This is a genomic window from Streptomyces sp. NPDC024632 (assembly GCF_055559175.1).
In genome coordinates this window covers 1-21893 of sequence record NZ_JBVHLD010000006.1, presented here as the reverse complement: position 1 = coordinate 21893, position 21893 = coordinate 1, and the positions used below count along the sequence as shown (strand labels likewise).

Here is a 21893-nt window from a genome sequence, read left to right as displayed (position 1 = left end):
GGGCCAACAAGAAGAACCATATCCGACGGGGAGCCGTTTTGTCAAATCGGGAAAGCGTCGAATTGCGGGAAGAGCAGGAATTCATCGACCGCGTCCACGCGCGGGTCGACGCGCTGCGCGGTGTCGCGGCGCAGGGCGTCGAGGACGCGCTGACGCCGGTCGGCACCGGCCTCCAGGCGCGGCTCGAACGCGACATCCGGGTCGCGGAGCGCTCCGGCCTGCTCGCGGCGCTGAACGCGGTCGACGGTTCGCTGTGCTTCGGCCGCGTCGACCGCTCCGACGGTGCCACGCACCACATCGGCCGGATCGGCATCCGCGAGGACGACGCCGACCGTACGCCGCTGCTCATCGACTGGCGCGCGCCCGTCGCCCGCCCCTTCTACCTCGCCACCGGGCACACCCCGATGGGCCTGCGGCGCCGCCGCCACATCGCCAGCGAGGGCCGCACCGTCACCGAGCTGCACGACGAGATCCTGGACCTGGCCGACGGCGAACGCACCGGCTTCGAGGACCCCAACGGCGACAGCGTGCTGCTCGCGGCGCTCAACTCCGCGCGCACCGGCCGGATGGGCGACATCGTGCGGACCATCCAGGCCGAGCAGGACACCATCATCCGCGCCCCGCACCGGGGCGTCCTGGTCGTGGAGGGCGGCCCCGGCACCGGCAAGACCGCCGTCGCCCTGCACCGGGCCGCGTTCCTGCTGTACGAGCAGCGCGAACTGCTCTCCAAGCGCGCGGTGTTGATCGTCGGCCCCAACCCGGCGTTCCTGCGCTACATCGAAGAGGTGCTGCCCGCGCTCGGCGAGACCGGCGTCCTGCTCGCCACCCAGGCCGAACTCTTCCCCGGCGTCCACGCCACCGGCACCGACACGCCGCGCGCCGCCGCCGTCAAGGGCGGCGAGGAGATGGCCGAGGCGCTGGCGACGGCCGTCCGCGACCGGCAGCAACTGCCCGAGCCCGGCGCCCCGTTGATCATCCGGCACGACGACGGCGACCTCATCCTCGACTGGGAGATCGCGTACGAGGCCCGGCAGGCGGCCCGCGACACCCTGCTGCCGCACAACCTCGGCCGCCCGCACTTCGTCTTCCGCGTGATCGACGCGCTGACCGCGCAGCTCGCCGAGCGGATCGGCGCCGACCCGTACGGCGGGCCCAACTTCCTCGGGCCCGACGACATCGCGCTGCTCGGCCGGGCCATCGCGGCGAGCAAGGAAGTCCACGCCGCCGTCGACGAGTTGTGGCCGCCGCTGACCCCCGAGGCGTTCCTGGCCGACTATCTGGCCGCGCCGGTGTACCTGCCCGCCGAGGACGCCGACGCGATCCGGCGCCCGCGCCCCGACAACCCCCTCGACGCCCCGTGGACGCCAGCGGACGTCCCCCTGCTGGACGAGGCCGCCGAACTCCTCGGCGTGGACGACAGCGCCCGGCTGGCGGCCGAGGAGGCCGTACGGCAGGAGCGGATCGCCTACGCGCAGGGCGTGCTGGAGCTGTCGCGGGGCTCGGAGTCGTACGAGTTCGAGGACGAGGAGTCCGAGGTCCTGGCCGCGCACGACATCATCGACGCCGAGCGGATGGCGGAGCGGCACGAGGAGGACGACCACCGCAGCGCGGCCGAACGCGCCGCCGCCGACCGCACCTGGGCGTTCGGGCACATCATCGTGGACGAGGCGCAGGACCTGTCGCCGATGGCGTGGCGGCTGCTGATGCGCCGCACCCCGACGCGTTCGCTGACGCTGGTCGGCGACCCGGCGCAGACGTCGGAGGCGGCGGGCGTCGGCTCGTGGGAGAACATCCTGCGGCCGTACGTCGGGGACCGCTTCGAGCACGTCACGCTGAAGGTCAACTACCGTACGCCCGCCGAGATCATGGAGCTGGCGGCCAGGGTCGTACGGGCGCAGGACCCGCAGTACGTCCTGCCGGTGTCGGTGCGGTCGACCGGCGAGCGGCCGTGGACGCGGGACGCGGGCGGGGACCTGGCGGGGACGGTCGCCAAGGCCGCCGCGGAGCTGACGCCGCTGCCGGGGCAGGGCCGCCTGGCGGTGATCGCGCCGCGCGAGCTGCACGAGGAGATCGCCGCCGCGCTGGACGGTGTCACGGCGGGCGAAGCGCCCGACCTGACCCGGCCGTTGGTGCTGCTGGCCCCGCGCCAGGCCAAGGGCCTGGAGTTCGACCATGTGCTGGTCGTGGAGCCCGCCCGGTTCGGATCGAGCGACCTGTATGTGGCGCTCACCCGCGCCACGCAGCGCCTGGGCGTCGTCCACCGGGAGCAACTGCCCCCGGCGCTGCGGTAGTCGTGGGCCCGTGGGGCCCACCAGGTCCTCGACGCGGGCCCTGGGTCCGGGCCCTGGGTCCGGGCCCTGGGTCCGGGCCCTGGACGCGGGCCTCAGATCCGGGCCCTAGACGCGGGCCCTTCTGCGCGAGCCGGGACGGCGCTCGCTGGGACGGGTCACCGGGTCGCCCGCCTCCTCGGCCGCGACCCGGCGGGCCGTACCGAAGTCGGCGAGGGCCTGCGCGAGGGCGAGCACGGACGGCTCGGGCGACATGACGTCCACCCGCAGCCCGTGCTCCTCCGCCGTCTTGGCGGTGGCGGGCCCGATGCAGGCGATCACGGTGACATTGTGCGGCTTGCCCGCGATGCCGACGAGATTGCGTACGGTCGAGGACGAGGTGAACAGCACCGCGTCGAATCCGCCGCCCTTGATGGCCTCACGGGTGTCGGCGGGCGGCGGCGAGGCGCGCACGGTCCGGTAGGCCGTCACGTCGTCCACCTCCCAGCCCAGCTCGACCAGTCCGGCCACCAGCGTCTCGGTGGCGATGTCGGCGCGCGGCAGGAAGACGCGGTCGATCGGGTCGAAGACCGGGTCGTACGGCGGCCAGTCCTCCAGCAGCCCGGCCGCGGACTGCTCGCCGCTGGGCACCAGGTCCGGCTTGACGCCGAACTCCACCAGCGACTGGGCGGTCTGCTCGCCGACCGCGGCGACCTTGATACCGGCGAAGGCCCGCGCGTCGAGCCCGTACTCCTCGAACTTCTCGCGCACCGCCTTGACGGCGTTCACCGACGTGAAGGCGATCCACTCGTAGCGTCCGGTGACCAGGCCCTTGACGGCCCGCTCCATCTGCTGCGGGGTGCGCGGCGGTTCGACCGCGATGGTCGGCACCTCGTGCGGCACGGCGCCGTACGAGCGGAGTTGGTCGGACAGCGACGCCGCCTGCTCTTTCGTGCGCGGCACCAGGACCCGCCAGCCGAACAGCGGCTTGGTCTCGAACCACGACAAGTGCTGGCGCTGGGCGGTGCGTTCGCCGACGACGGCTATCGCGGCGATCGGTCCCTCGGGCGTCGGCAACGCCTTGGTCGCCTTCAGCTCCGCGGCGATGGTGGCCAGCGTCGCGGTCCAGGTGCGCTGCCGGGTGGTGGTCCCGGCGACGGTCACCGACAGCGGGGTGTCGGGCTTGCGTCCGGCGGCGATGAGTTCCGCGGTGGCGATCGCGACGGTCTGGAGCGTGGTGGAGACCACCAGTGTCGCGTCGCTCGCGCCCACCTCGTTCCAACAGCGGTCGCCGGCGGTGGCCGCGTCCACGAAGCGCACGTCACTGCTCAAGTGCACGCCCGCGTAGGCGGGTACGCCGACGGCGGCGGCCACGCCGGGCACGACCTCGAAGGGGATGCCCGCGTGGGCACAGGCCAGCATCTCCTCGGCCGCGGACGAGTCGAGGCCGGGGTCGCCCGCGACCGCACGGACGACCCGCTTTCCGGTCCGCGCGGACGCCATGACAAGCTGGGTGGCAGCAGCCGAGACAGCGGAGATGTCCAACACCTCGCCGTCTGCGGCGGGTTGGGCCGTGCCCACGTCCGCGCGGGCGTGCGTGCGGACCACGTCGAGCACCGGCGCGTCGCCGACCAGCAGGTCGGCACGGGCCAGCGCCTCCACAGCGCGCAAGGTCAGCAGCCCGGGGTCTCCGGGCCCGGCACCGAGGAAGGTGACGTGGCCGGAAGAAGGTCGGTTGGAACCGGCGGTCCCGGCGGTGTTCGTCGTTGCAGCGACGGCGGCGGGGTTCAAAGTGCGCGCTCCCCCATAAGACCGGCCGCACCCTTGGCGAGCATCTCGACGGCCAACTCGCGCCCGAGGGCACGCGCTTCGTCGTCGGACGCCGGTACGGGGCCGGTGATGGACATCTGCACCAGTGAGGCGCCGTCGGTCGTGCCGACGACACCGCGCAGGCGCAGCTCGGTAGTCTGCCCGTCGGCCACGAGGTCGGCGAGCGCGCCCACAGGGGCGGAGCAGCCGGCTTCGAGGGCGGCGAGCAGGGATCGCTCGGCGGTCACGGCGACCCGGGTGAACGGGTCGTCGAGCTCGGCGAGCTGTGCGGCCAACTCCTGGTTGGAGGCGGCGCATTCGACCGCCAACGCTCCCTGGCCGGGAGCGGGCAGTACGGCGTCGGCAGCGATCAGCTCGCTCGCCTCCGCGAGCCTGCCGATACGGTTCAGCCCGGCGGCGGCCAGTACGACCGCGTCGAGCGTGCCGGAAGTAACGTACCCGATGCGGGTGTCAACATTGCCACGGATCGGCACCGTCTCCACGGCCCTGCCGTGTGACCGTGCCCACGCGTTGAGCTGCGCCATCCGTCGCGGGGAGCCCGTGCCGACCCGCGCTCCGTCGGGCAGCGTCTCGAACGTCAGGCCGTCGCGGGCCACGAGTGCGTCCCGCGGGTCCTCCCGTACCGGGATCGCCGCGAGCGTCAGGCCGTCCGCCGCCGCGGTGGGCAGGTCTTTGAGGCTGTGCACCGCGAAGTCGATCTCGCCGGCCAGGAGGGCGTCCCTCAGGGCCGACACGAAGACGCCGGTGCCGCCGATCTGGGCCAGATTCTCGCGCGAGACGTCGCCGTACGTGGTGATCTCGACCAACTCGACCGGGCGGCCGGTCAGTTCCGTCACCTGGGCGGCGACCATGCCCGACTGCGCCATCGCCAGCTTGCTCCGCCGGGTCCCCAGCCGAAGGGGCTGCGCCCCGTGCGAGGAGGGTGCCCCCTCGACGGCTTCCTCGCGCACGGAGGGTGCCCCCTCGGGGGCGTGGGGCACCGCGGCCTCAGCCGCGGCGGCGCCGCTCGTCTGCGCCGGGTCCAGCGGGGCACTGCCGGTTGTTCCCGGACCACCGGCCGTCACCGGCCGGCCGCGCAGTTCCCCGCGCCCCTGCGGGGCACGTCCAGCCGCGTCCGGCACCGCCTCAGACACCTCGCGCCCACCCGGCGGCAGCCGCACATCAGACACAGGCCCGCGCCCCTGCGGGGCACGTCCAGCCGCGTCCGGCACCTCGCGCCCACCCGGCGGCAGCCCCAGATCAGACACAGCCCCGGGCTCGTGCGGGGCACCCGTCTCGTTCATTCAGCGGCCTCGATTCGGTTCTGGGACGCCCAGGGTGGTGCGGGTCGGCGCGGAGCGGACGGCGGCTACGGCCTGCGGGTCGAGGTCGAAGAGCTCGCGCAGGGCGTCGGCGTAGCCCGCGCCGCCCGGTTCGCCCGCGAGCTGCTTGACCCGCACGGTGGGCGCGTGCAGGAGCTTGTCGACGACGCGGCGCACCGTCTGGGTGATCTCGGCGCGCTGCTTGTCGTCCAGATCGGGCAGCCTACCTTCGAGGCGGGAAAGTTCACCCGCCACGACGTCGGCGGCCATGGCGCGCAGCGCCACCACGGTGGGCGTGATGCGAGCGGCACGCTGAGCCGCGCCGAAGGCGGCGACCTCTTCGGAGACGATGCCGCGCACGGCGTCGACGTCGGCGGCCATGGGCGCGTCGGCGGACGCGGCGGCCAGCGACTCTATGTCGACCAGGTGCACGCCGAGCAGGGCGTGCGCGGCCGAGTCGATGTCGCGCGGCATGGCGAGGTCAAGCACGGCGAGGTCGGTGCCCGCCGGGCGCTCGGCGAGGGCGGCGCGCAGGTCGTCCGCGCTCAGCACCAGGCCGGTCGCGCCGGTGCAGGACACCACGACGTCGGCGGTGCGCAGCGCGGCGGACACCTCGGACATGGTGATCGCGCGGCTGTCGAGAGCGCCGTTGTCGGAGGCCAGGGTCGCCGCGAGGCGCTCGGCCCGGTCGACCGTGCGGTTGGCGATGGCCAGCTCGCGCACACCCGCGCGCGCGAGCGTGGCGGCGGCCAGGGAGGACATGGAGCCCGCGCCGACGACGAGGGCGCGGCGGCCGGCGAGCGGTCCCGTCGTCACGGCGAGCTGGTCCAGGCCGAAGGTGACCAGGGACTGGCCCGCCCGGTCTATCCCGGTCTCGGAGTGGGCGCGCTTGCCGACCCGCAGGGCCTGCTGGAACAGGTCGTTGAGCAGCCGCCCCGCGGTGTGCAGCTCCTGCCCCGCGGCCAGCGCGTCCTTGATCTGGCCGAGGATCTGGCCCTCGCCGACGACCATGGAGTCCAGCCCGCAGGCCACGGAGAGCAGGTGGTGGACGGCCCGGTCCTCGTAGTGCACGTACAGGTGCGGGGTCAGCTCTTCGAGGCCGACGCCGCTGTGCTGGGCGAGGAGCGTGGACAGTTCGGCGACCCCGGCGTGGAACTTGTCGACGTCCGCGTACAGCTCGATGCGGTTGCACGTCGAGAGCACCACCGCCTCGGCCGCGGGCTCCGCGGCGAGCGCGTCCTGGAGCAGCTTGGCGCGGGCGTCCCCGGTGAGCGCGGCCCTTTCCAGGACGCTCACGGGTGCGCTGCGGTGGCTGAGTCCGACGACGAGAACGCTCATGCGGGCATCACGGCGGGTACGTCACCGTCCGGGTCCTGGCGGTCCTCGCCCGCCTTGCGCTGCTCGTGGAAGGCGAGGATCTGCAGCTCGATGGAGAGGTCGACCTTGCGTACGTCGACGCCGTCCGGAACGGTCAGCACGGTCGGCGCGAAGTTGAGGATCGAGGTCACACCGGCGGCCACGAGGCGGTCGGTGACCTCCTGGGCGGCGCCGGCGGGCGTGGCGATGACGCCGATCGACACCTGGTTGTCGTCGACGATCGACTCCAGCTCGTCGATGTGGCGGACCGGGAGCCCGGCGACCAGACGGCCCGCGAGGGCGGGGTCGGCGTCCAGCAGCGCGGCGACCCGGAAGCCGCGGGAGGCGAACCCGCCGTAGTTGGCGAGCGCGGCGCCGAGGTTGCCGATACCGACGATGACGACCGGCCAGTCCTGCGTGAGGCCCAGCTCACGGCTGATCTGGTAGACGAGGTACTCGACGTCGTAGCCCACGCCACGGGTCCCGTAGGAGCCGAGGTAGGAGAAGTCCTTGCGCAGCTTGGCCGAGTTGACCCCGGCGGCGGCGGCGAGTTCCTCCGACGACACGGTGGGCACCGAGCGCTCGGAGAGTGCTGTCAGTGCCCGCAGGTACAGCGGAAGTCTGGCGACGGTGGCCTCGGGAATCCCTCGGCTGCGGGTCGCCGGTCGGTGAGATCGGCCAGTTGCCACGGTGCTCCTGCGGGTAGAGCTGGGCTGAAGACGACCACGGTCTTTGGGGCCGCCCCGTGGACAGCAGGCTATGTCTTTGTGAACGCGTGCACAAAGATGGTGTCCGATTTGCCCGGCGGACGTGACCGGCATCACGCGCTCCCATTACGGACATTGGGCACCATTCGCCGTGCGGAATCGTTGCTGCGGCGCTTCCAGAGTGCGTCAACGACCCCCGGTAGGCCAGTGGCCTGCGGCCATTCCACCGCGGCGGCCTGCGCCAGCCGCTCGTCCAGAACGGCGGATTCCGCAAATTCGACCGATTCCGCACCCCGAACGTAGTGCGAGAACAGCTCAGCCGTCGCACGGGCGTCACCCAGCGCGGTGTGCGCGTGCCACTCCGTGACGCCCGCTGCCTCGGCGCAGTCGCGCAGTGACAGTCCGTGCGGAACGGGCAAGCGGGCGGCGGCCATCCGCATCGTGCAAAGTTCTGGTATAGACGGCAGCCGCACCCCGACGCGGGCGTACTCGGCGGCCAGGAACGAGCGGTCGCACCCCACGTTGTGCCCCACGAGCACCCGGCCGCGCAGCAGGCTCAGCAGCCGGGCCGCGATGCCGTCGAACGAGGGCGCCCCGCCGAGGTCGCCGCCCTCGATGCCGTGGATGTGCGTCGGGCCGACCGGACCGTGCGGATCGACGAGCGTCGTGAACTCGCCCTGCGGAGTCAGGTCCTTGTCCAGCAGTACGACCGCCAGCTCCACCACCCGGTGCCGCCGCGACGACGAACCGGTCGCCTCGACGTCGACCACGGCAAAGCCGTACGCCGAAGCCTGGCTCGGAGCCGAGAGCACGCGGTCACACTCCTCACGCATCGCCCCCGGCCGTACAAAACGACCTCGATCGTAATCGAATGTGCGCGAGTGCGAGTAACGCCCGCATATCGCCTGTGACACAGGTGCAGTACGGCCGCACGGAGGGTCACGGGTGACAGGTGGTGCGACCCGGCGCCGTACGGGCGCCCGGACCGTCCGGCGCACAATGGCCCGTATGACGAACGACGACACCGCGGCGGCGGCCGTGCGCACGGTCACGCTCATCGGCAAGCCCGGCTGCCACCTGTGCGACGACGCGCGCACCGTGATCGAGAAGGTGGCGGGCGAGACCGGCGCGGCCGTGGAGGAACGGGACATCACCCGGGACGAGGCGCTGTACGCGCGGTACTGGGAGCAGATCCCCGTCGTCCTCATCGACGGCGAGCAGCACACGTTCTGGCGTGTGGACGAGAAGCGGCTGCGCGCGGCGCTCACCGCGGGCTGACCCGGCCGGGACCCGCAGCCGGTCACTGTCCGGTCGTGCGGCGTTCACGCCCCCGCATCGTGCGCGAACAGGGCTTGACGCGCCGGGTGGTTATGCTCGCGGTATGGCCGCACGCAGATGGCTCACCCCCCGTAGGCAGGCCGGCACCGAGCGCAGTGTGCTGGCAGGCGAGGCCGCGGCACTGGCCGCGGAGGCCGCCCTGGCCACCAAGACCCGGCCGCGGGACGCGGTTTCCGCCGGGCCGGAGGAAACCGTCACGTCCGCGAGATCCGCGGCGTCCGCGAAATCCGCCAGGACGGGGAAGCCGGACGAGCCCGCGGAACCTGAGTTCCCGGCCCACGACCAGCCCCGCGCGGCGGCCTTCTTCGACCTCGACAACACCGTGATGCAGGGCGCCGCGATATTCCACTTCGGCCGCGGCCTGTACAAGCGGAAGTTCTTCGACACCCGCGACCTGCTGCGCTTCGCCTGGCAGCAGACGTACTTCCGCATGGCGGGCAACGAGGACCCCGAGCACATGCGGGACGTGCGCGAGAGCGCGCTGTCCATCATCAAGGGGCACCGCGTCGAGGAACTGATGTCCATCGGCGAGGAGATCTACGACGAGTACATGGCGGGCAAGGTCTGGCCCGGCACCCGCGCGCTCGCCCAGGCCCACCTGGACGCCGGGCAGCGCGTCTGGCTGGTGACCGCCGCACCCGTCGAGACCGCCACGATCATCGCCCGCCGCCTCGGCCTGACCGGCGCGCTCGGCACGGTCGCCGAGTCGATCGACGGCGTCTACACCGGGCACCTGGTCGGCGAGCCGCTGCACGGACCCGCGAAAGCCGAGGCCGTACGCGCCCTGGCCGCCGCCGAGGACCTGGACCTGTCGCTGTGCGCCGCGTACAGCGACTCCTCCAACGACATCCCGATACTGTCCCTGGTCGGCCACCCCTACGCCATCAACCCCGACAGCAGGCTGCGCAAGCACGCCCGCGCCGAGGGCTGGCGGCTGCGCGACTACCGCACCGGGCGCAAGGCCGCCAAGATCGGCATCCCCGCCGCGGCCGGGATGGGCGCGGTGGCGGGCGGCGCCCTGGCCGCCGTCGCGATCAGCCGCCGCCGGCACTCCTGACGCAGCCGTCACGGGACGCCTGTGACCCCCGTGACGCCGCGGATCCGCCGCGCCGCGGGGCGTCCGAAGTGGCGGGAGCGACACGCGTGAACACGACCACAACACGCTCTCTCCGCGACCATTTCACGAGCAGAAGTGGTCAACTAAGGGCGCCTGTTCGATAATTGCTCGATCACCATTCCGCTTAGGAAGTGGCGGAAACGGCGATTTGAGCAACTCGGTGTAGCGTCGCCTGTACGAAGCGTTATTCTCCTCAGACGCATTCCGGTACCCACACGTCGCCACGACGAGTGAACGGTCCCGTACTGCACGTGATGGAAGTTCTGCCTCTGGGAGTCCCGTGTACCCACACGACGGGGTTGACACCTCTGGCCTGGCTGCGTTGCGCGCACTGGTGGTTGACCGCCTGATGCGCACAGTCCCCACGTACGCCGCGCCCGCCTTCGCCACGTCCGGTCCCACCGTCCCCGGCCACGCTTACGCGCTGGCCGAAGTCAGCACAGCCGCAGGCAGACGCACCCGCAGCAGCTCCACCAGCACCACCGGCGCGGGCAACGGCTCCGGCGGCGGTCAGTCGACCGCCACGACCACCGCCCGCCGCCCGGCCTCCGACACCGACAGCGGCCGGATGATGGACCTGGTCGAAAGGGCCCAGGAAGGCGAGACCGAAGCCTTCGGACGGCTCTACGACCACTACTCCGACACCGTCTACCGCTACATCTATTACCGCGTCGGCAGCAAAGCCACGGCCGAGGATCTGACGAGTGAGACGTTCCTGCGCGCCCTGCGCAGAATCGGTACCTTCACCTGGCAGGGCCGTGACTTCGGCGCGTGGCTGGTCACGATCGCCCGCAATCTGGTCGCCGACCACTTCAAATCGAGCCGGTTCCGGTTGGAAGTGACCACCGGTGAAATGCTCGACGCGAACGAGGTCGAGCGCAGCCCCGAGGACTCCGTTCTGGAGTCGCTGTCGAACGAGGCGCTGCTCCAGGCCGTGCGCAAGCTCAATCCGCAGCAGCAGGAGTGCGTGACGCTGCGGTTTCTCCAAGGTCTCTCGGTGGCCGAGACCGCCCGCATCATGGGCAAGAACGAGGGGGCGATCAAGACCCTCCAGTACCGGGCGGTCCGCACCCTGGCCAGGCTGCTACCGGAAGACGCCCGGTGAGTCCGCGTTGTCCCGTACCCCGGCAGGCCGTCATTCGGCCTATCAGTCCGATCATCAGAGCCGACCCGATCATCAGACCTGCGTAACCCAACTGGCCCGGCACTCGTTGCATCACATGCAGACATATCTGTGCCGCGCGCTGCCTGTTGCTGTTCACTCGATCGGGTGGACGGCAGCCGGGAACGCAACCTTCCGGGCGGCATGGGGAGTCGAGTGTGGATGACGAGAGGAGGTGCCGCCCGTGATCGGACAGGCAACGGCACACCGCCGGGCGAACGCCTTCGCCCAGGCCCTTGAGGACGCTGCTGTCCTCGACGAGACCACCGGCGAGCGCGGTGGCGGCGGTGCCGGACCGGCGAGCGGGCAGCACGGCAGCCATGCCGCGGCCCGGCACGCGGATCCCGAACAGGACTCGCTGCTGTCGCTCGCCGCGGCCATCGGCGACCGGCCGGCGCCCGTACTGGACGCCGAGAAGAAGACCGTCCAGCGCGCGCAGCTCATCGCCGCGATGGAACAGGCCATCGCCGACGGCAGTTTCGAGGTCACCGGCCGGGTTCCCGAGCAGCGCTCGGAGGGCACCGGCGGACACGGGGCCCACCGGCTGCGCAAGCTCACCCCGCGCTCCCGGCTGTCCCGGCGGCTCGCGGTCGGCGGCCTGTCCGTCGGCGTCGCCGCCGGTGCCTTCGGCGGAGTCGCGGCGGCCAGTACGAACGCGCTGCCAGGTGACACCCTCTACGGCCTCAAGCGGGGCATGGAGGACCTGAAGCTCGACATGGCGGGCAGTGACGCCTCCCGCGGCAAGGTCTACCTCGACATGGCCTCCACGCGCATGCAGGAGGCCCGGCGGCTCATGGACCGGCAGCGCGGCGGACAGCTCGACGACGAGTCCGTCGGCGATGTGCGCAAGGCGCTGTCCGGCATGCGGCAGGAGGCCGCCGAGGGACACCGGCTGCTCACCCAGGCGTACGCGAAGGACGGCTCGCTCCAGCCGATGGCGCTGCTCAACACCTTCGCCGCGTCGCACCGGCAGGGCTGGACCGAGATGCGGGGCAAGCTGCCCAGCCAGCTCACCGATGTCTCCGACCAGGTCTCGTCGGTCTTCGCCGCCATAGACGATGACGTCAAGCCGCTCGAATCCGTGCTCCCCAAGCCGAAGGACGACAGCTCCTCCGGCTCCCGGGGCCACCGGCGTTCCGGCGGCGGAAGCGACGACGGTACGGGCAGCGGTACGGGCTCCGGCTCCGGCACGCCGTCCGCGCCCGCGTCCGGGGACAGCAAGTCCGGGCAGGCGCCGAGCGGCAACCCGTCGGTGTCGCCCACCACCCCGCAGCACGAGGGCCTGATCGGCGGCCCGCTGCTCCCGCCCCCGCCGAACAGCACTCCCGGCAGCGGCAACGGCGCCACGGACACCCCGTCCACCTCCGCCACCCCGCCCCACTCCGTCACCCTCCCCCCGCTCCTGCCCGGTCTCCTCCCCGGCCTCGGCCTCGGCGTGGACGACTCGAACGACTAGCACCACCGCACACCCAAGGGCGGCCGGCTCCCCGCGAGGAGAACCGGCCGCCCTTTCACGTTCAGAAGAACACCGCCCGCCGCGTGGCGGGACCGCCCTCAGAAGAAGACGGACCGCCTGTCCACCAGCAGCTTGTACAGGGTGTGCTGGATCGTCTCGCGGACCTGGTCGGTCAGGTTGAAGACGAGCATGGGGTCCTCCGCCGCCTCGGGCGGGTAGGCGTCGGTGAGGATGGGCTCGCCGAACTGGATCGTCCACTTGGTGGGGAGGGGGACGAGCCCGAGCGGCCCCAGCCAGGGGAAGGTGGGGGTGAGGGGGAAGTACGGGACGCCGAGCACGCGCGCGAGGGTGCGGGAGTTGCCGACCATCGGATAGATCTCCTCGGCGCCGACCACCGAGCACGGAATGATCGGCACCTTCGTCTTCAGCGCCGTCGCGACGAATCCGCCGCGCCCGAACCGCTGGAGCTTGTAGCGCTCCGAGAACGGCTTGCCGAGTCCCTTGAAGCCCTCGGGCATGACCCCGACGACCTCACCGCGCTCCAGCAAGACCTCGGCGTCCTCCGCGCACGCCAGCGTGTGCCCGGCCTTGCGGGCGAATTCGTTGACCACCGGCAGCATGAAGACCAGGTCGGCGGCGAGCAGCCGCAAGTGCCGTCCCGCCGGGTGGTGGTCGTGCACGGCGACCTGCGTCATGAGGCCGTCGACCGGCAGCGTCCCGGAGTGGTTGGAGACCACCAGCGCCCCGCCCTCGGCGGGGATGTTCTCGATGCCCTTCACCTCGACCCGGAAGTACGTGTCGAAGAACGGCCGCAGCACCGACATCAGCACCTGCTCGGTCAACTCGGCGTCGTAGCCGAATTCGTCGACCTCGTACTCGCCGGTGACCCGGCGCCGCAGGAACGACAGGCCGGAGGCGACCTTCCGCTCCCAGTCCCCGCCGAGCAGCCGGTCGGCGACCCCGCCGAGCGCGGCGGCCAGCCCCGGCCCCTCGTCCCCCGCGGCGGAACCGGAATCGGAAGCGGACCCTGAGGCGGACCCGAAAGCGGACCCGGAACCGGAACCCGTACGCGCCCCCGTGGCGGATTCCGCTTCGGTCCCGCCGCCGCTTCCCTGCGCGGGGACCGCGGCGCCCGTACCGCCCGGCTCTGAGCCCGCCTCGGCCGTCTCTTGGGGCTCCGGCACCTCGGGCACCGCCGCCAGCGGCTGCGTGCCCGGCCCGCCCGCGCCGGACGACGCGGCGCCGTCCTTCTTCCTGGCGCCCGCGGACCGGCCGCCGCGCGATCGGCCGGAACCCGAGCCGGACCCCGGACCCGAGCCGGAACCCGAGCCCGTACGCCGCGCCCGCGAATCGTCGCCGAACGGGATCACCTTGGCGTCTGCCATGGTTCGACTCCTTCTGCCTGGTGCGGTCACGCGTGGTCGGCGTCGGTGGCGTCCGCGGCGTCGGGCGTCAGCGCCGCCGCGGCGAGCCGGTCGACGGCGCGCGCCATCCGGTCCGGCGGCAGCAGCCCGGGCCCGCGGCTGCGCGCGAAGTCGGCGAACGTCTCGGCCGTCGTGTACGCCGGCACGAAACCGAGCGTCTCACGCATCTGCCGGGTGTCCACCACCCTGCCGTGCGTCAACAGCCGAATCTGTTCGCGCGAGAAGTCGGTGACGCCCGCGGCCTTCAGCGTCCGCCCGATCCAGGTGACCGCGGGCAGCAGCACCGGCACGGTCGGCTTGCCGAGCCGCCGCGCGGTCTGCGACAGCAGCAGCACCCCGTCGCCCGCGATGTTGAACGTCCCGCTGTTGAGCGTCCCGCGCCGCGCGTCGAGCGCGGCCAGTACCAGCACCTCGTTCACGTCGTCCTCGTGGACGAACTGCAACCGGGGGTCGTAGCCGAGGACGGTGGGCAGCACGGGCAGCGCGAAGAACTCCGCGAGCGGGGTGTCGGCGTGCGCGCCGAGGATGTTCGCGAACCGCAGCACCGCGACCGCGACGTCCGGGCGGCGGCGCGCGAAGCCCCGCACGTACCCCTCGACCTCGACGGCGTCCTTCGCGAAGCCGCCGCTCGGCAGCGACTTGGCGGGCATCGTCTCGGTGAAGACGGCCGGGTCGCGCGGCGCGGCGCCGTAGACGCTGGTGGTGGACTTCACGACCAGGCGCCGTACGGTCGGGGCCTTCTGGCAGGCGCCCAGGAGCTGCATCGTGCCGATGACGTTGGTCTCCTTGACCTGCGTCCGGCCGCCGGAGCCCATCGTGGTGGTGGCGCTGACGTCCAGGTGCACGACGGTGTCGACCGACGTCTGCGCGAGGACCTTGGCGATCATGGGCTGCCGGATGTCGGCGCGGACGAACTCCGCGGCGCCCAGATCGTGCTCGGGCGGTACGGCGTCGACCGCGATCACCCGGTCGACCTCCGGCTCCCGCAGGACGCGGCGGACGAAACGGCCGCCGATCGGTCGCGCGACTCCGGTGACGAGCACCACCTTGCCCACGGTTCAGCGCCTTCCTACGGGGTTGTACGCACCGTACCCGTTCGTTGTTGCGCCGCAGTGACGGCCCGCTGTGCGGGCCGCCGACGTCACGCCGCTGCCCCCTCCGTCACACCTGCCCCGGAAAACGCCACTGCCCCCTCCGCCGCCTACGGGCGGTGGAGGGGGCAGGAAGAGCGGCGTACTGCGTCGAGCCCGCTTACTTCTTGTTGCGACGCTGAACGCGCGTCCGCTTCAGCAGCTTGCGGTGCTTCTTCTTGGCCATACGCTTACGCCGCTTCTTGATGACAGAGCCCACGACTACCCTCGCTTCGTTTTCACTCGGTGCGGGGCGTCCGAGCCCACACGACCTACGTCGGCCAAGCCTACCCGCCCGAGGCGGACGAGCATAAACCGAGCCCCACGCAGGCGGTCAGCGGCCCTCGGCGGGCGAGATCAGGCAGATTCCCCCACCCCCACCCCCACATAGGACTCACGCAGGTAGTCGTGGACGGCCTGCTCCGGAACCCGGAAAGACCTCCCCACCCGGATCGCCGGCAGATGACCGCTGTGCACCAGCCGGTACACCGTCATCTTGGACACGCGCATGACCGCGGCAACTTCGGCCACGGTAAGGAACACGACCTCGTTGAGAGGCCTGGTTTCGCTTGAAGCCATGACACACCTGAACTTTCCGCACCTGACGGCCACCGGCTTCCCCTCCGGCGACTCCAACAGTCAAGTGCGCTCCCCCTCAGATTAGGGGCGCATGATGCAAGTGGGGAAGAGGAGTTGCCAATAGTTGATTACTGTGACAGCCACGCCCGATGGAGTACGTAGCGGGTAAGCGGCCGGTAGTAATCGGACCGCACGGTGTCGTCCAGCGGTACCGCGACCGACACCCTGCCCTCCGCTTCCGCGACGAACACCGCGGGGTCGTCGGAGTCGGCGAGACCGATCGCCTCGATGCCCAACTGCCCTGCCCCGCATACGAATCCGTGGTCCCCGACCACCAGCCGCGGCAGCACTCCGCCCTGCTCCGCGGCTGCCGCGAGGGCCGCTCTGACGGGCAGCGGGGAGTGCGTATGAGCACCCGGTTCGCCCGCCCCCGCACCCTCCTGCGAACCCTCCGCACCAGGCACGGGGCGCACCACCGCGACACCTCCCACGTACCAAAGATTGTGACGCCGTACCCCGAACTGTGTCGGCATATCGACGTAGCCGCCGTACGCAGGGGTGAGAATCACACATCCCGCCGCCGACAGTGCGGCGGCCAAAGAGGCGTAGAAGCCCAACAGCCGATGAGGGTGGCCCGTCCCCAGCAGAACGGGGATACGATCCTGCGCCGCCCTGCCAAGACGCTCGGCGAAGGCGTCCAGCGCCGCCACCGTGCAGTCCGGGTCGATCGTATCCTGCCCCGAGGTGTCCGCCGGGTCCGGCGACACACCGCAGCGGTCGGCCATCAGCCGCAGCAACTCCGCCGTGCCCCACTCCCCTTCCGGATCCAGCCCCAGCGTCTGGCGCGGATCCCGCGCCGCGAAGAGCCGGTAACTGTGCAGACTTTTCTCCCTCGGGGTCGAGACCCGTCCCGCCAGCCCGGCCGCCACCAGATGCGCGCGCAGCGCGCCGACACTCAGCACCCCTTGATCGTCCCGACTCCCTCCGCCCGCCGGGTACGAAACCGCCAAAAACACCCCGTGCGGGTGACCCGCGCCGAGTGCGCTCCGGACGTAGAAGACCTACGCCACACGCGTACGCGCCCCGCTGTAACGGGTTACCGAACAACGCGGTGACGGCGTGTGCGAAATTGGGGGATTCCGTGGAGAAGGAGCGCCACGCTCGCCGGAAAAGGGGACAACGCGCTACGGCGTGCCGCCGGACAGGCCCTACGGCAGCAGGCCGTGGAGCGGGAAGACCGCGCGGCGGGTGGCGATCACGGCCTGGTCGAGCCGGTCCGCCGGGTCGTAACCGGAGTCGGCGAAGTCCGCCCAGTGCGGATCACGGCCGTCCGTCATCCGCAGCGGCCCCTGCTGCCGGGTCCGGGCGTAGACCTCGTGCCGCCACTCCTCGGGAACCGGCGTCTTCGGCGCCACCGGCGCGCCCGCCGCGATCCCCACCAGATGCGTCCACGTACGCGGCACCACATCGGCCACCGCGTAACCCCCGCCGCCCAGCGCGACCCAGCGGCCCTCCGCGTGGTCGTGCGCCAGCGCGTGACACGCCTCCGCGACCAGCCGCTGCGCGTCCAGCGACACCGCCAGATGCGCCAGCGGATCCTCGAAGTGGGTGTCCGCGCCGTGCTGCGAGACGACCACCTGCGGCCGGAACGCCGCCACCAGCTCCGGCACCACCGCGTGGAAGGCCCGCAGCCAGCCCGCGTCACCCGTCCCCGCGGGAAGCGCCACATTGACCGCGCCGCCCTCCGCGGACGGCCCGCCCGTCTCCTCCGGCCACCCCGTCTGCGGGAACAGCGTCCGCGGATGCTCGTGCAGCGAGATCGTCAGCACCCGCGGGTCGTCCCAGAACGCCGTCTGCACACCGTCGCCGTGGTGTACGTCCACGTCCACGTACACCACCCGCTCCGCGCCCAGCTCCAGCAGCCGGGCCACCGCGAGCGCCGCGTCGTTGTAGACGCAGAAACCCGCCGCCGCGCCCGGCATCGCGTGGTGCAGCCCGCCCGCGAAGTTCACCGCGTGCAGCACATCGCCCTGCCACACCGCCTCGGCCGCGCCCACCGACTGCCCCGCGATCAGCGCGGACGCCTCGTGCATCCCCGCGAACGCCGGATTGTCCTCGGTACCGAGCCCGTACGACAGATCCGCCGCGGCCGGATCGGCGGACGCCGCCCGCACCGCCGCCACGTAATCCGCCCGGTGCACCAGCGCCAGCGTCGAGTCACCGGCCGCGGGCGCCGCCACCACCGACAGCTCCCGGTCGAGCCCGAAGGCCCGCACCAACCCGCGCGTGAGCGACAGCCGCACCGGGTCCATCGGGTGGCCCGGACCGAAGTCGTACTTGGTTACCCGCTCATCCCACATCAACTGTGCTCGGCCGCTCATGGCCGACACCGTACCCGGCGGGCCCGGCCTCGAAGGACTTGGCGTACAACAGCGTGGCCCCCACCAGCACCATCGGCACGAGCATCGCCCCGCGGTAGCTCCACACATCGCCCAGCGCGCCCACCAGCGGCGAGCCGACCAGGAAACCCACGTAGTTGAAGATGTTCAGCCGCGCGATGGCCGAGTCCGAGGCACCGGGGAACATCCGCCCGGCCGCCGCGAACGTCTGCGGCACGATCACGCACAGCCCGAGCCCCAGCAGCGTGAAGCCCAGCATGCCCACCCACGCCCCCGGCGCCACCGCCACCACCGCGAAGCCCGCCATCGCCAGCACCGTCCCCAGCCGCACGACGGACGCGGCACCGTACCGCCGCACCCCGAAGTCACCCACCGAACGGCCGATCAGCGTCGTCACCATGTAGACGGCGTACGGCACGGTGGAGAGCTGCTCCGAGCTGTGCAAGGTGTCCTGGAGGTACTTCGCGCTCCAGTTGGAGACCGTCGAGTCACCGATGTACGCGAAGGCCATCACCAGACAGAGCGGCATCAGCAGCCGCATCACGACGGCCTGCTTCTCGCCCCCCAGCTCGGTGACGGACGGCTGCTCCTGGTCGGCGTACCAGCGGCTCGCCACCAGCGTCAGCGGGATCAGCAGCGCCACCACCGGCCCGTACAGCGCCACCAGCGAGATGTGCCAGTGCGCCCCCGACCACGCCAGACACGCCCCGACGATCCCGCCCAGGCTGTACGAAGCGTGGAAGCCGAGCATGATGCTGCGGCCGTAGGTGTGCTGGAGGCTCACCCCGAGCATGTTCATCGACGCGTCCAGACCGCCGACGCACACCCCGAACAGCGCCAGCGTCACCGCCGCCATCCACAACTGGTCGCCCGCGCCGAGCAGCAGCAGGACCAGGGCCACCACCGGCTGCACCCAGCGCAGCACCGCACTCGGCCTGATCCGCTGCACGACGTACTCGGTCGCCACGCTGCCCAGGCCCGCGAGGATCGGCACCGCCGCCAGGAACACCGGCAACAGCCCGTCGCTGATGCCGTACCGGTCCTGGATCGCCGGAATCCGGGTGACCAGCAGCGCGAACAGCGCGCCCTGCGCGAAGAAGCTGATCGCGAGCGCGGCCCGCCCGTGCCGCAGCCGGTCGTCCGGCTGCCGGTACTTCACGGGGGCGGCGGGCCCCCCGGGGGCGCTCTGCGCGGCTTCGTCCATGAGCGAGCAGCGTAAACGCGGAAGCTACGGATGAGTAGGTGGCGGGGGTCACAATTGTGATCAACCCGCGCCGGACGGCTCCCCGGACCGCTCCCGCTCACCTCAGCAGCAGGTCGGGCAGCCCTTCCATCGCACCGAACAGGGCCGTCGCGTCGGCCACCTTCTCCGCCGGGGTCATCGCCGTGAACGCGTACACGTCCATCCCCGCCGCGACCGCCGCCCGCACCCCCAACGGACTGTCCTCGACCACCGCGCACCGCTCGGGGGCCACCCCCATCACGGCCGCCGCGTGCAGGAACAGATCCGGCGCCGGCTTCCCCCGCCCCACGTCCTGCGACGAGAAGATCCGCTCCTCCCCGAACCGCTCGTACAGCCCGGTCCTGCGCAGCGCCACCCTGATCCGCTCATGGCTCCCCGACGACGCCAGGCAGTACGGCACCCCCTCCGCCACCAGCCGGTCCAGCACCCCGGCCGCCCCCGCCACCGGCTCCAGCTCCCGCTCGAAGGCCGCGAAGACCCGCGCGTGCAGCTCCTCGTCGAACCCCTCGGGCAGCCGCCGCCCCGACCGCTCCCACACCACGTCGTGCACCCGGTGCACCGCCGCGCCCATGTAGTCCCGGATCGAGTCCTCGTACGTCGTCGGATGCCCCACCTCCGTCAGGTGCCCGGCGAGAATCCGGTTGGATATCGGCTCGCTGTCCACAAGGACGCCGTCGTTGTCGAAGATGACCAGGTCATACCGCATACGGCCACTGTAGTTGGGGGCACGCATCCGGTAGCGTACGGGCCATGTCGAGCCCCGAGGCATCCAAGGCGGGGGCTTTCGGTCACGCCGTCAGCCCCCTGAACCACTGAGTTCGTAGCTCCCTTTCACCGTCCGCCTTTTTCGCACGCTCCTTTTGCGCGGCCTTTCGCGGCCCTCTCCGCGCTTTTGGGCGGCCCTCCGGGCTTTCGTGCGACTCTCCGCGCTTTCGTGCGACTCTCCGCGCGGCTCTTCGCGCGGCCATGGCTGGACGGCTGCCGCACCCCGGGTGCTGACCGCGGTGACGAGACGACGTTTTCACGTTTCCACTCGTGCATCTCCTCACCTCGGAGCCTTTCCCGATGCCTCTCCGTCTCCCTGTTCCGCTGTACCTGCTCGCCATGGCCGTCTTCGCCATGGGCACCTCCGAATTCATGCTGGCCGGCCTCCTGCCGGACATCGCCGCCGACCTCGACGTGACGGTCGGGACCGCGGGCACGCTCACCTCGGCCTTCGCGATCGGCATGGTCGTCGGCGCCCCGCTGATGGCCGCCCTCGCCCGCGCCTGGCCCGCCCGCAGCAGCCTGCTCGCCTTCGTCGCCGCCTTCGCGGCGGCGCACGCCGCGGGCGCCGTCACCGACAGCTTCCCGGTCCTGTTCGCCACCCGGATCGTCGCCGCGCTCGCGAACGCGGGCTTCCTCGCCGTCGCCCTCACCACCGCCGTCACCCTCGTGTCCCCCGACCGCAAGGGGCGCGCGCTGGCCGTACTGCTCTCCGGGACGACAGTGGCCACGGTCGCCGGGGTGCCCGCGGGCGCGGTGCTCGGCACCCTGCTGGGATGGCGGGCCACCTTCTGGGCAGTCGCCGCACTCTGCCTGCCCGCCGCCGCCGGAATCCTCAAGGGCGTTCCGGCCCGGCCGTCGGCCCGTACGTCCAAGGCCGGACCCGGCCTGCGCACCGAGCTGGCACTGCTCACGTCCCCGCGCCTGATGACGAGTCTGCTGCTCGGCGCCCTGGTGAACGCGGCCACCTTCGCGAGCTTCACCTTCCTCGCACCGGTCGTCACCGACACCGCGGGCCTCGGCCGCCTGTGGATCTCGGTGGCCCTGATGCTCTTCGGCGCCGGTTCCTTCGCCGGAATCACCCTCGCGGGCCGCCTCGCCGACCACCGCCCCGGCCTGGTCCTCACCACCGCGGGCCCCCTGCTGCTCCTCGGCTGGCTCGCCCTGGCCCTCCTGGCCGACCGACCGGCCGCCCTGCTCCCCCTCGTCCTCCTCCAGGGCGCCCTGTCCTTCCTCCTCGGCGGCACCCTGATCACCCGCGTCCTCTACGAAGCAGCCGCCGCCCCCACCATGTCCGGCTCCTACGCCACCGCCGCCCTCAACCTCGGCGCGGCCCTCGGCCCCCTGGCCGCCGCCGCCACCCTCCGCACAAGCGCCGGTCCCCTCGCCCCCTTCTGGACCAGCGCCCTCCTCGTCCTCCTCGCCCTCCCGCTCCTCCTGTCCTCGACGCCCGGCTGATAGGCGGACTCGAAAACCGGTTTTTCGGTGGGTGGCGGAGAACGCAAAAGAGGCCCGGCGTCAGATCCTAAGATCCGAGGCCGGGCCTCTTCCATAAAAATTGTTCGGCGGTGTCCTACTCTCCCACAGGGTCCCCCCTGCAGTACCATCGGCGCTGAAAGGCTTAGCTTCCGGGTTCGGAATGTAACCGGGCGTTTCCCTAACGCTATGACCACCGAAACACCATGAAACACACACCCCACACCCCCGGTGAAGGGGGCATGGTGGTGGGCTGGTTGTTTCAGAACCACACAGTGAACGCGAGCAACAATGGACAAGCCCTCGGCCTATTAGTACCAGTCAGCTCCACCCCTCACAGGGC

The 21893-nt window shown here is 71.7% G+C and carries 19 protein-coding genes and 1 rRNA gene; 6 read left to right on the top strand and 14 right to left on the bottom strand.

Translation table 11 applies throughout. The features are described from left to right. The first annotated feature begins 62 nt into the window (after window positions 1-62). Complete coding sequence (locus tag ACZ37P_RS13880; RefSeq protein WP_467346839.1) at window positions 63-2291, top strand: HelD family protein; 2229 nt, start codon at window positions 63-65, stop codon at window positions 2289-2291. 105 nt (window positions 2292-2396) lie between these two features. Here ACZ37P_RS13880 and ACZ37P_RS13875 read toward each other — a convergent pair whose 3' ends face one another. The 5 genes from ACZ37P_RS13875 to ACZ37P_RS13855 all read right to left on the bottom strand — a co-directional run bounded on the left by ACZ37P_RS13875 (window position 2397) and on the right by ACZ37P_RS13855 (window position 8273). Continuing rightward, window positions 2397-4058, bottom strand: a complete 1662-nt coding sequence (locus ACZ37P_RS13875; RefSeq protein ID WP_355340670.1) for a bifunctional uroporphyrinogen-III C-methyltransferase/uroporphyrinogen-III synthase — start codon at window positions 4056-4058, stop codon at window positions 2397-2399. Then, window positions 4055-5047: a hydroxymethylbilane synthase gene (hemC, locus tag ACZ37P_RS13870; RefSeq protein WP_355340673.1), complete on the bottom strand. Its 993-nt coding sequence runs from the start codon at window positions 5045-5047 to the stop codon at window positions 4055-4057. Before hemC ends, ACZ37P_RS13875 begins: the two co-directional genes overlap by 4 nt. A gap of 333 nt (window positions 5048-5380) precedes the next feature. Beyond that, the gene (locus tag ACZ37P_RS13865) at window positions 5381-6736 is read right to left on the bottom strand and encodes a glutamyl-tRNA reductase (protein WP_355340676.1); all 1356 of its coding nucleotides are present in this window, start codon (window positions 6734-6736) and stop codon (window positions 5381-5383) included. Further along, window positions 6733-7443 carry a redox-sensing transcriptional repressor Rex gene (locus ACZ37P_RS13860; RefSeq protein WP_188281706.1) on the bottom strand — a complete coding sequence of 237 codons (711 nt, stop codon included), beginning with the start codon at window positions 7441-7443 and terminating at the stop codon, window positions 6733-6735. The genes ACZ37P_RS13865 and ACZ37P_RS13860 overlap by 4 nt, the downstream gene beginning before the upstream one ends. A 131-nt stretch (window positions 7444-7574) precedes the next feature. Continuing rightward, window positions 7575-8273: a 3'-5' exonuclease gene (locus ACZ37P_RS13855; RefSeq protein ID WP_355340679.1), complete on the bottom strand. Its 699-nt coding sequence runs from the start codon at window positions 8271-8273 to the stop codon at window positions 7575-7577. Window positions 8274-8469: 196 nt separating this feature from the next. Between ACZ37P_RS13855 and ACZ37P_RS13850 the strand changes: the two genes are divergently transcribed. From ACZ37P_RS13850 to ACZ37P_RS13835, 4 genes are all read left to right on the top strand, one after another. Further along, the gene (locus tag ACZ37P_RS13850; RefSeq protein ID WP_401308940.1) at window positions 8470-8739 is read left to right on the top strand and encodes a glutaredoxin family protein; all 270 of its coding nucleotides are present in this window, start codon (window positions 8470-8472) and stop codon (window positions 8737-8739) included. 103 nt (window positions 8740-8842) lie between these two features. Continuing rightward, window positions 8843-9856: an HAD family hydrolase gene (locus tag ACZ37P_RS13845; protein ID WP_467346579.1), complete on the top strand. Its 1014-nt coding sequence runs from the start codon at window positions 8843-8845 to the stop codon at window positions 9854-9856. Window positions 9857-10196: 340 nt separating this feature from the next. Then, complete coding sequence (locus ACZ37P_RS13840; RefSeq protein WP_355340688.1) at window positions 10197-11021, top strand: ECF subfamily RNA polymerase sigma factor, BldN family; 825 nt, start codon at window positions 10197-10199, stop codon at window positions 11019-11021. Between the two features lie 241 nt (window positions 11022-11262). Next, a complete protein-coding gene (locus tag ACZ37P_RS13835; protein ID WP_355340691.1) occupies window positions 11263-12534 on the top strand; it encodes a DUF5667 domain-containing protein in 1272 nt (423 codons plus the stop codon). 98 nt (window positions 12535-12632) lie between these two features. On the opposite strand, the gene ACZ37P_RS13830 is transcribed toward ACZ37P_RS13835, so the two are convergent. The 8 genes from ACZ37P_RS13830 to ACZ37P_RS13795 form a co-directional block, all read right to left on the bottom strand. Then, window positions 12633-13919 carry a lysophospholipid acyltransferase family protein gene (locus tag ACZ37P_RS13830; protein ID WP_467346576.1) on the bottom strand — a complete coding sequence of 429 codons (1287 nt, stop codon included), beginning with the start codon at window positions 13917-13919 and terminating at the stop codon, window positions 12633-12635. Between the two features lie 26 nt (window positions 13920-13945). Next, complete coding sequence (locus tag ACZ37P_RS13825; RefSeq protein ID WP_467346574.1) at window positions 13946-15013, bottom strand: NAD-dependent epimerase/dehydratase family protein; 1068 nt, start codon at window positions 15011-15013, stop codon at window positions 13946-13948. Window positions 15014-15209: 196 nt separating this feature from the next. Further along, window positions 15210-15308 (bottom strand): 30S ribosomal protein bS22, encoded by a 99-nt coding sequence (locus ACZ37P_RS13820; RefSeq protein WP_003948845.1) that lies wholly within the window; start codon window positions 15306-15308, stop codon window positions 15210-15212. Window positions 15309-15445: 137 nt separating this feature from the next. Next, the gene (locus ACZ37P_RS13815) at window positions 15446-15667 is read right to left on the bottom strand and encodes a helix-turn-helix domain-containing protein (RefSeq protein WP_188281714.1); all 222 of its coding nucleotides are present in this window, start codon (window positions 15665-15667) and stop codon (window positions 15446-15448) included. Between the two features lie 128 nt (window positions 15668-15795). Next, entirely contained in the window at window positions 15796-16629 is an 834-nt protein-coding gene (locus ACZ37P_RS13810) for a phosphatase (protein ID WP_391052069.1), read from the bottom strand. A 246-nt stretch (window positions 16630-16875) separates the two neighbouring features. Further along, window positions 16876-18048 (bottom strand): acetoin utilization protein AcuC, encoded by a 1173-nt coding sequence (locus ACZ37P_RS13805; protein ID WP_355340703.1) that lies wholly within the window; start codon window positions 18046-18048, stop codon window positions 16876-16878. Continuing rightward, the gene (locus ACZ37P_RS13800; RefSeq protein ID WP_467346837.1) at window positions 18017-19198 is read right to left on the bottom strand and encodes an MFS transporter; all 1182 of its coding nucleotides are present in this window, start codon (window positions 19196-19198) and stop codon (window positions 18017-18019) included. The genes ACZ37P_RS13805 and ACZ37P_RS13800 overlap by 32 nt, the downstream gene beginning before the upstream one ends. Before the next feature lie 169 nt (window positions 19199-19367). Continuing rightward, on the bottom strand, window positions 19368-20015 hold the full coding sequence (locus ACZ37P_RS13795) for an HAD family hydrolase (RefSeq protein WP_355340706.1): 648 nt from the start codon (window positions 20013-20015) through the stop codon (window positions 19368-19370). Window positions 20016-20374: 359 nt separating this feature from the next. On the opposite strand from ACZ37P_RS13795, the gene ACZ37P_RS13790 reads away from it, so the two are divergent. Beyond that, a complete protein-coding gene (locus ACZ37P_RS13790) occupies window positions 20375-21532 on the top strand; it encodes a Cmx/CmrA family chloramphenicol efflux MFS transporter (RefSeq protein WP_467346573.1) in 1158 nt (385 codons plus the stop codon). 102 nt (window positions 21533-21634) lie between these two features. Here ACZ37P_RS13790 and rrf read toward each other — a convergent pair. Continuing rightward, a 5S ribosomal RNA gene (gene rrf, locus ACZ37P_RS13785) occupies window positions 21635-21751 on the bottom strand. Between the last annotated feature and the right edge of the window lie 142 nt (window positions 21752-21893).

What these genes read in the sequence shown, in the direction of transcription:
- ACZ37P_RS13790 (WP_467346573.1), top strand. Translation starts at nt 20,375, where the DNA reads ATGCCTCTCCGTCTCCCTGTTCCGCTGTACCTGCTCGCCATGGCCGTC.
- ACZ37P_RS13865 (WP_355340676.1), bottom strand. Translation starts at nt 6,736, where the DNA reads ATGAGCGTTCTCGTCGTCGGACTCAGCCACCGCAGCGCACCCGTGAGC.
- ACZ37P_RS13805 (WP_355340703.1), bottom strand. Translation starts at nt 18,048, where the DNA reads ATGAGCGGCCGAGCACAGTTGATGTGGGATGAGCGGGTAACCAAGTAC.
- ACZ37P_RS13795 (WP_355340706.1), bottom strand. Translation starts at nt 20,015, where the DNA reads ATGCGGTATGACCTGGTCATCTTCGACAACGACGGCGTCCTTGTGGAC.
- ACZ37P_RS13845 (WP_467346579.1), top strand. Translation starts at nt 8,843, where the DNA reads ATGGCCGCACGCAGATGGCTCACCCCCCGTAGGCAGGCCGGCACCGAG.
- ACZ37P_RS13830 (WP_467346576.1), bottom strand. Translation starts at nt 13,919, where the DNA reads ATGGCAGACGCCAAGGTGATCCCGTTCGGCGACGATTCGCGGGCGCGG.
- ACZ37P_RS13815 (WP_188281714.1), bottom strand. Translation starts at nt 15,667, where the DNA reads ATGGCTTCAAGCGAAACCAGGCCTCTCAACGAGGTCGTGTTCCTTACC.
- ACZ37P_RS13850 (WP_401308940.1), top strand. Translation starts at nt 8,470, where the DNA reads ATGACGAACGACGACACCGCGGCGGCGGCCGTGCGCACGGTCACGCTC.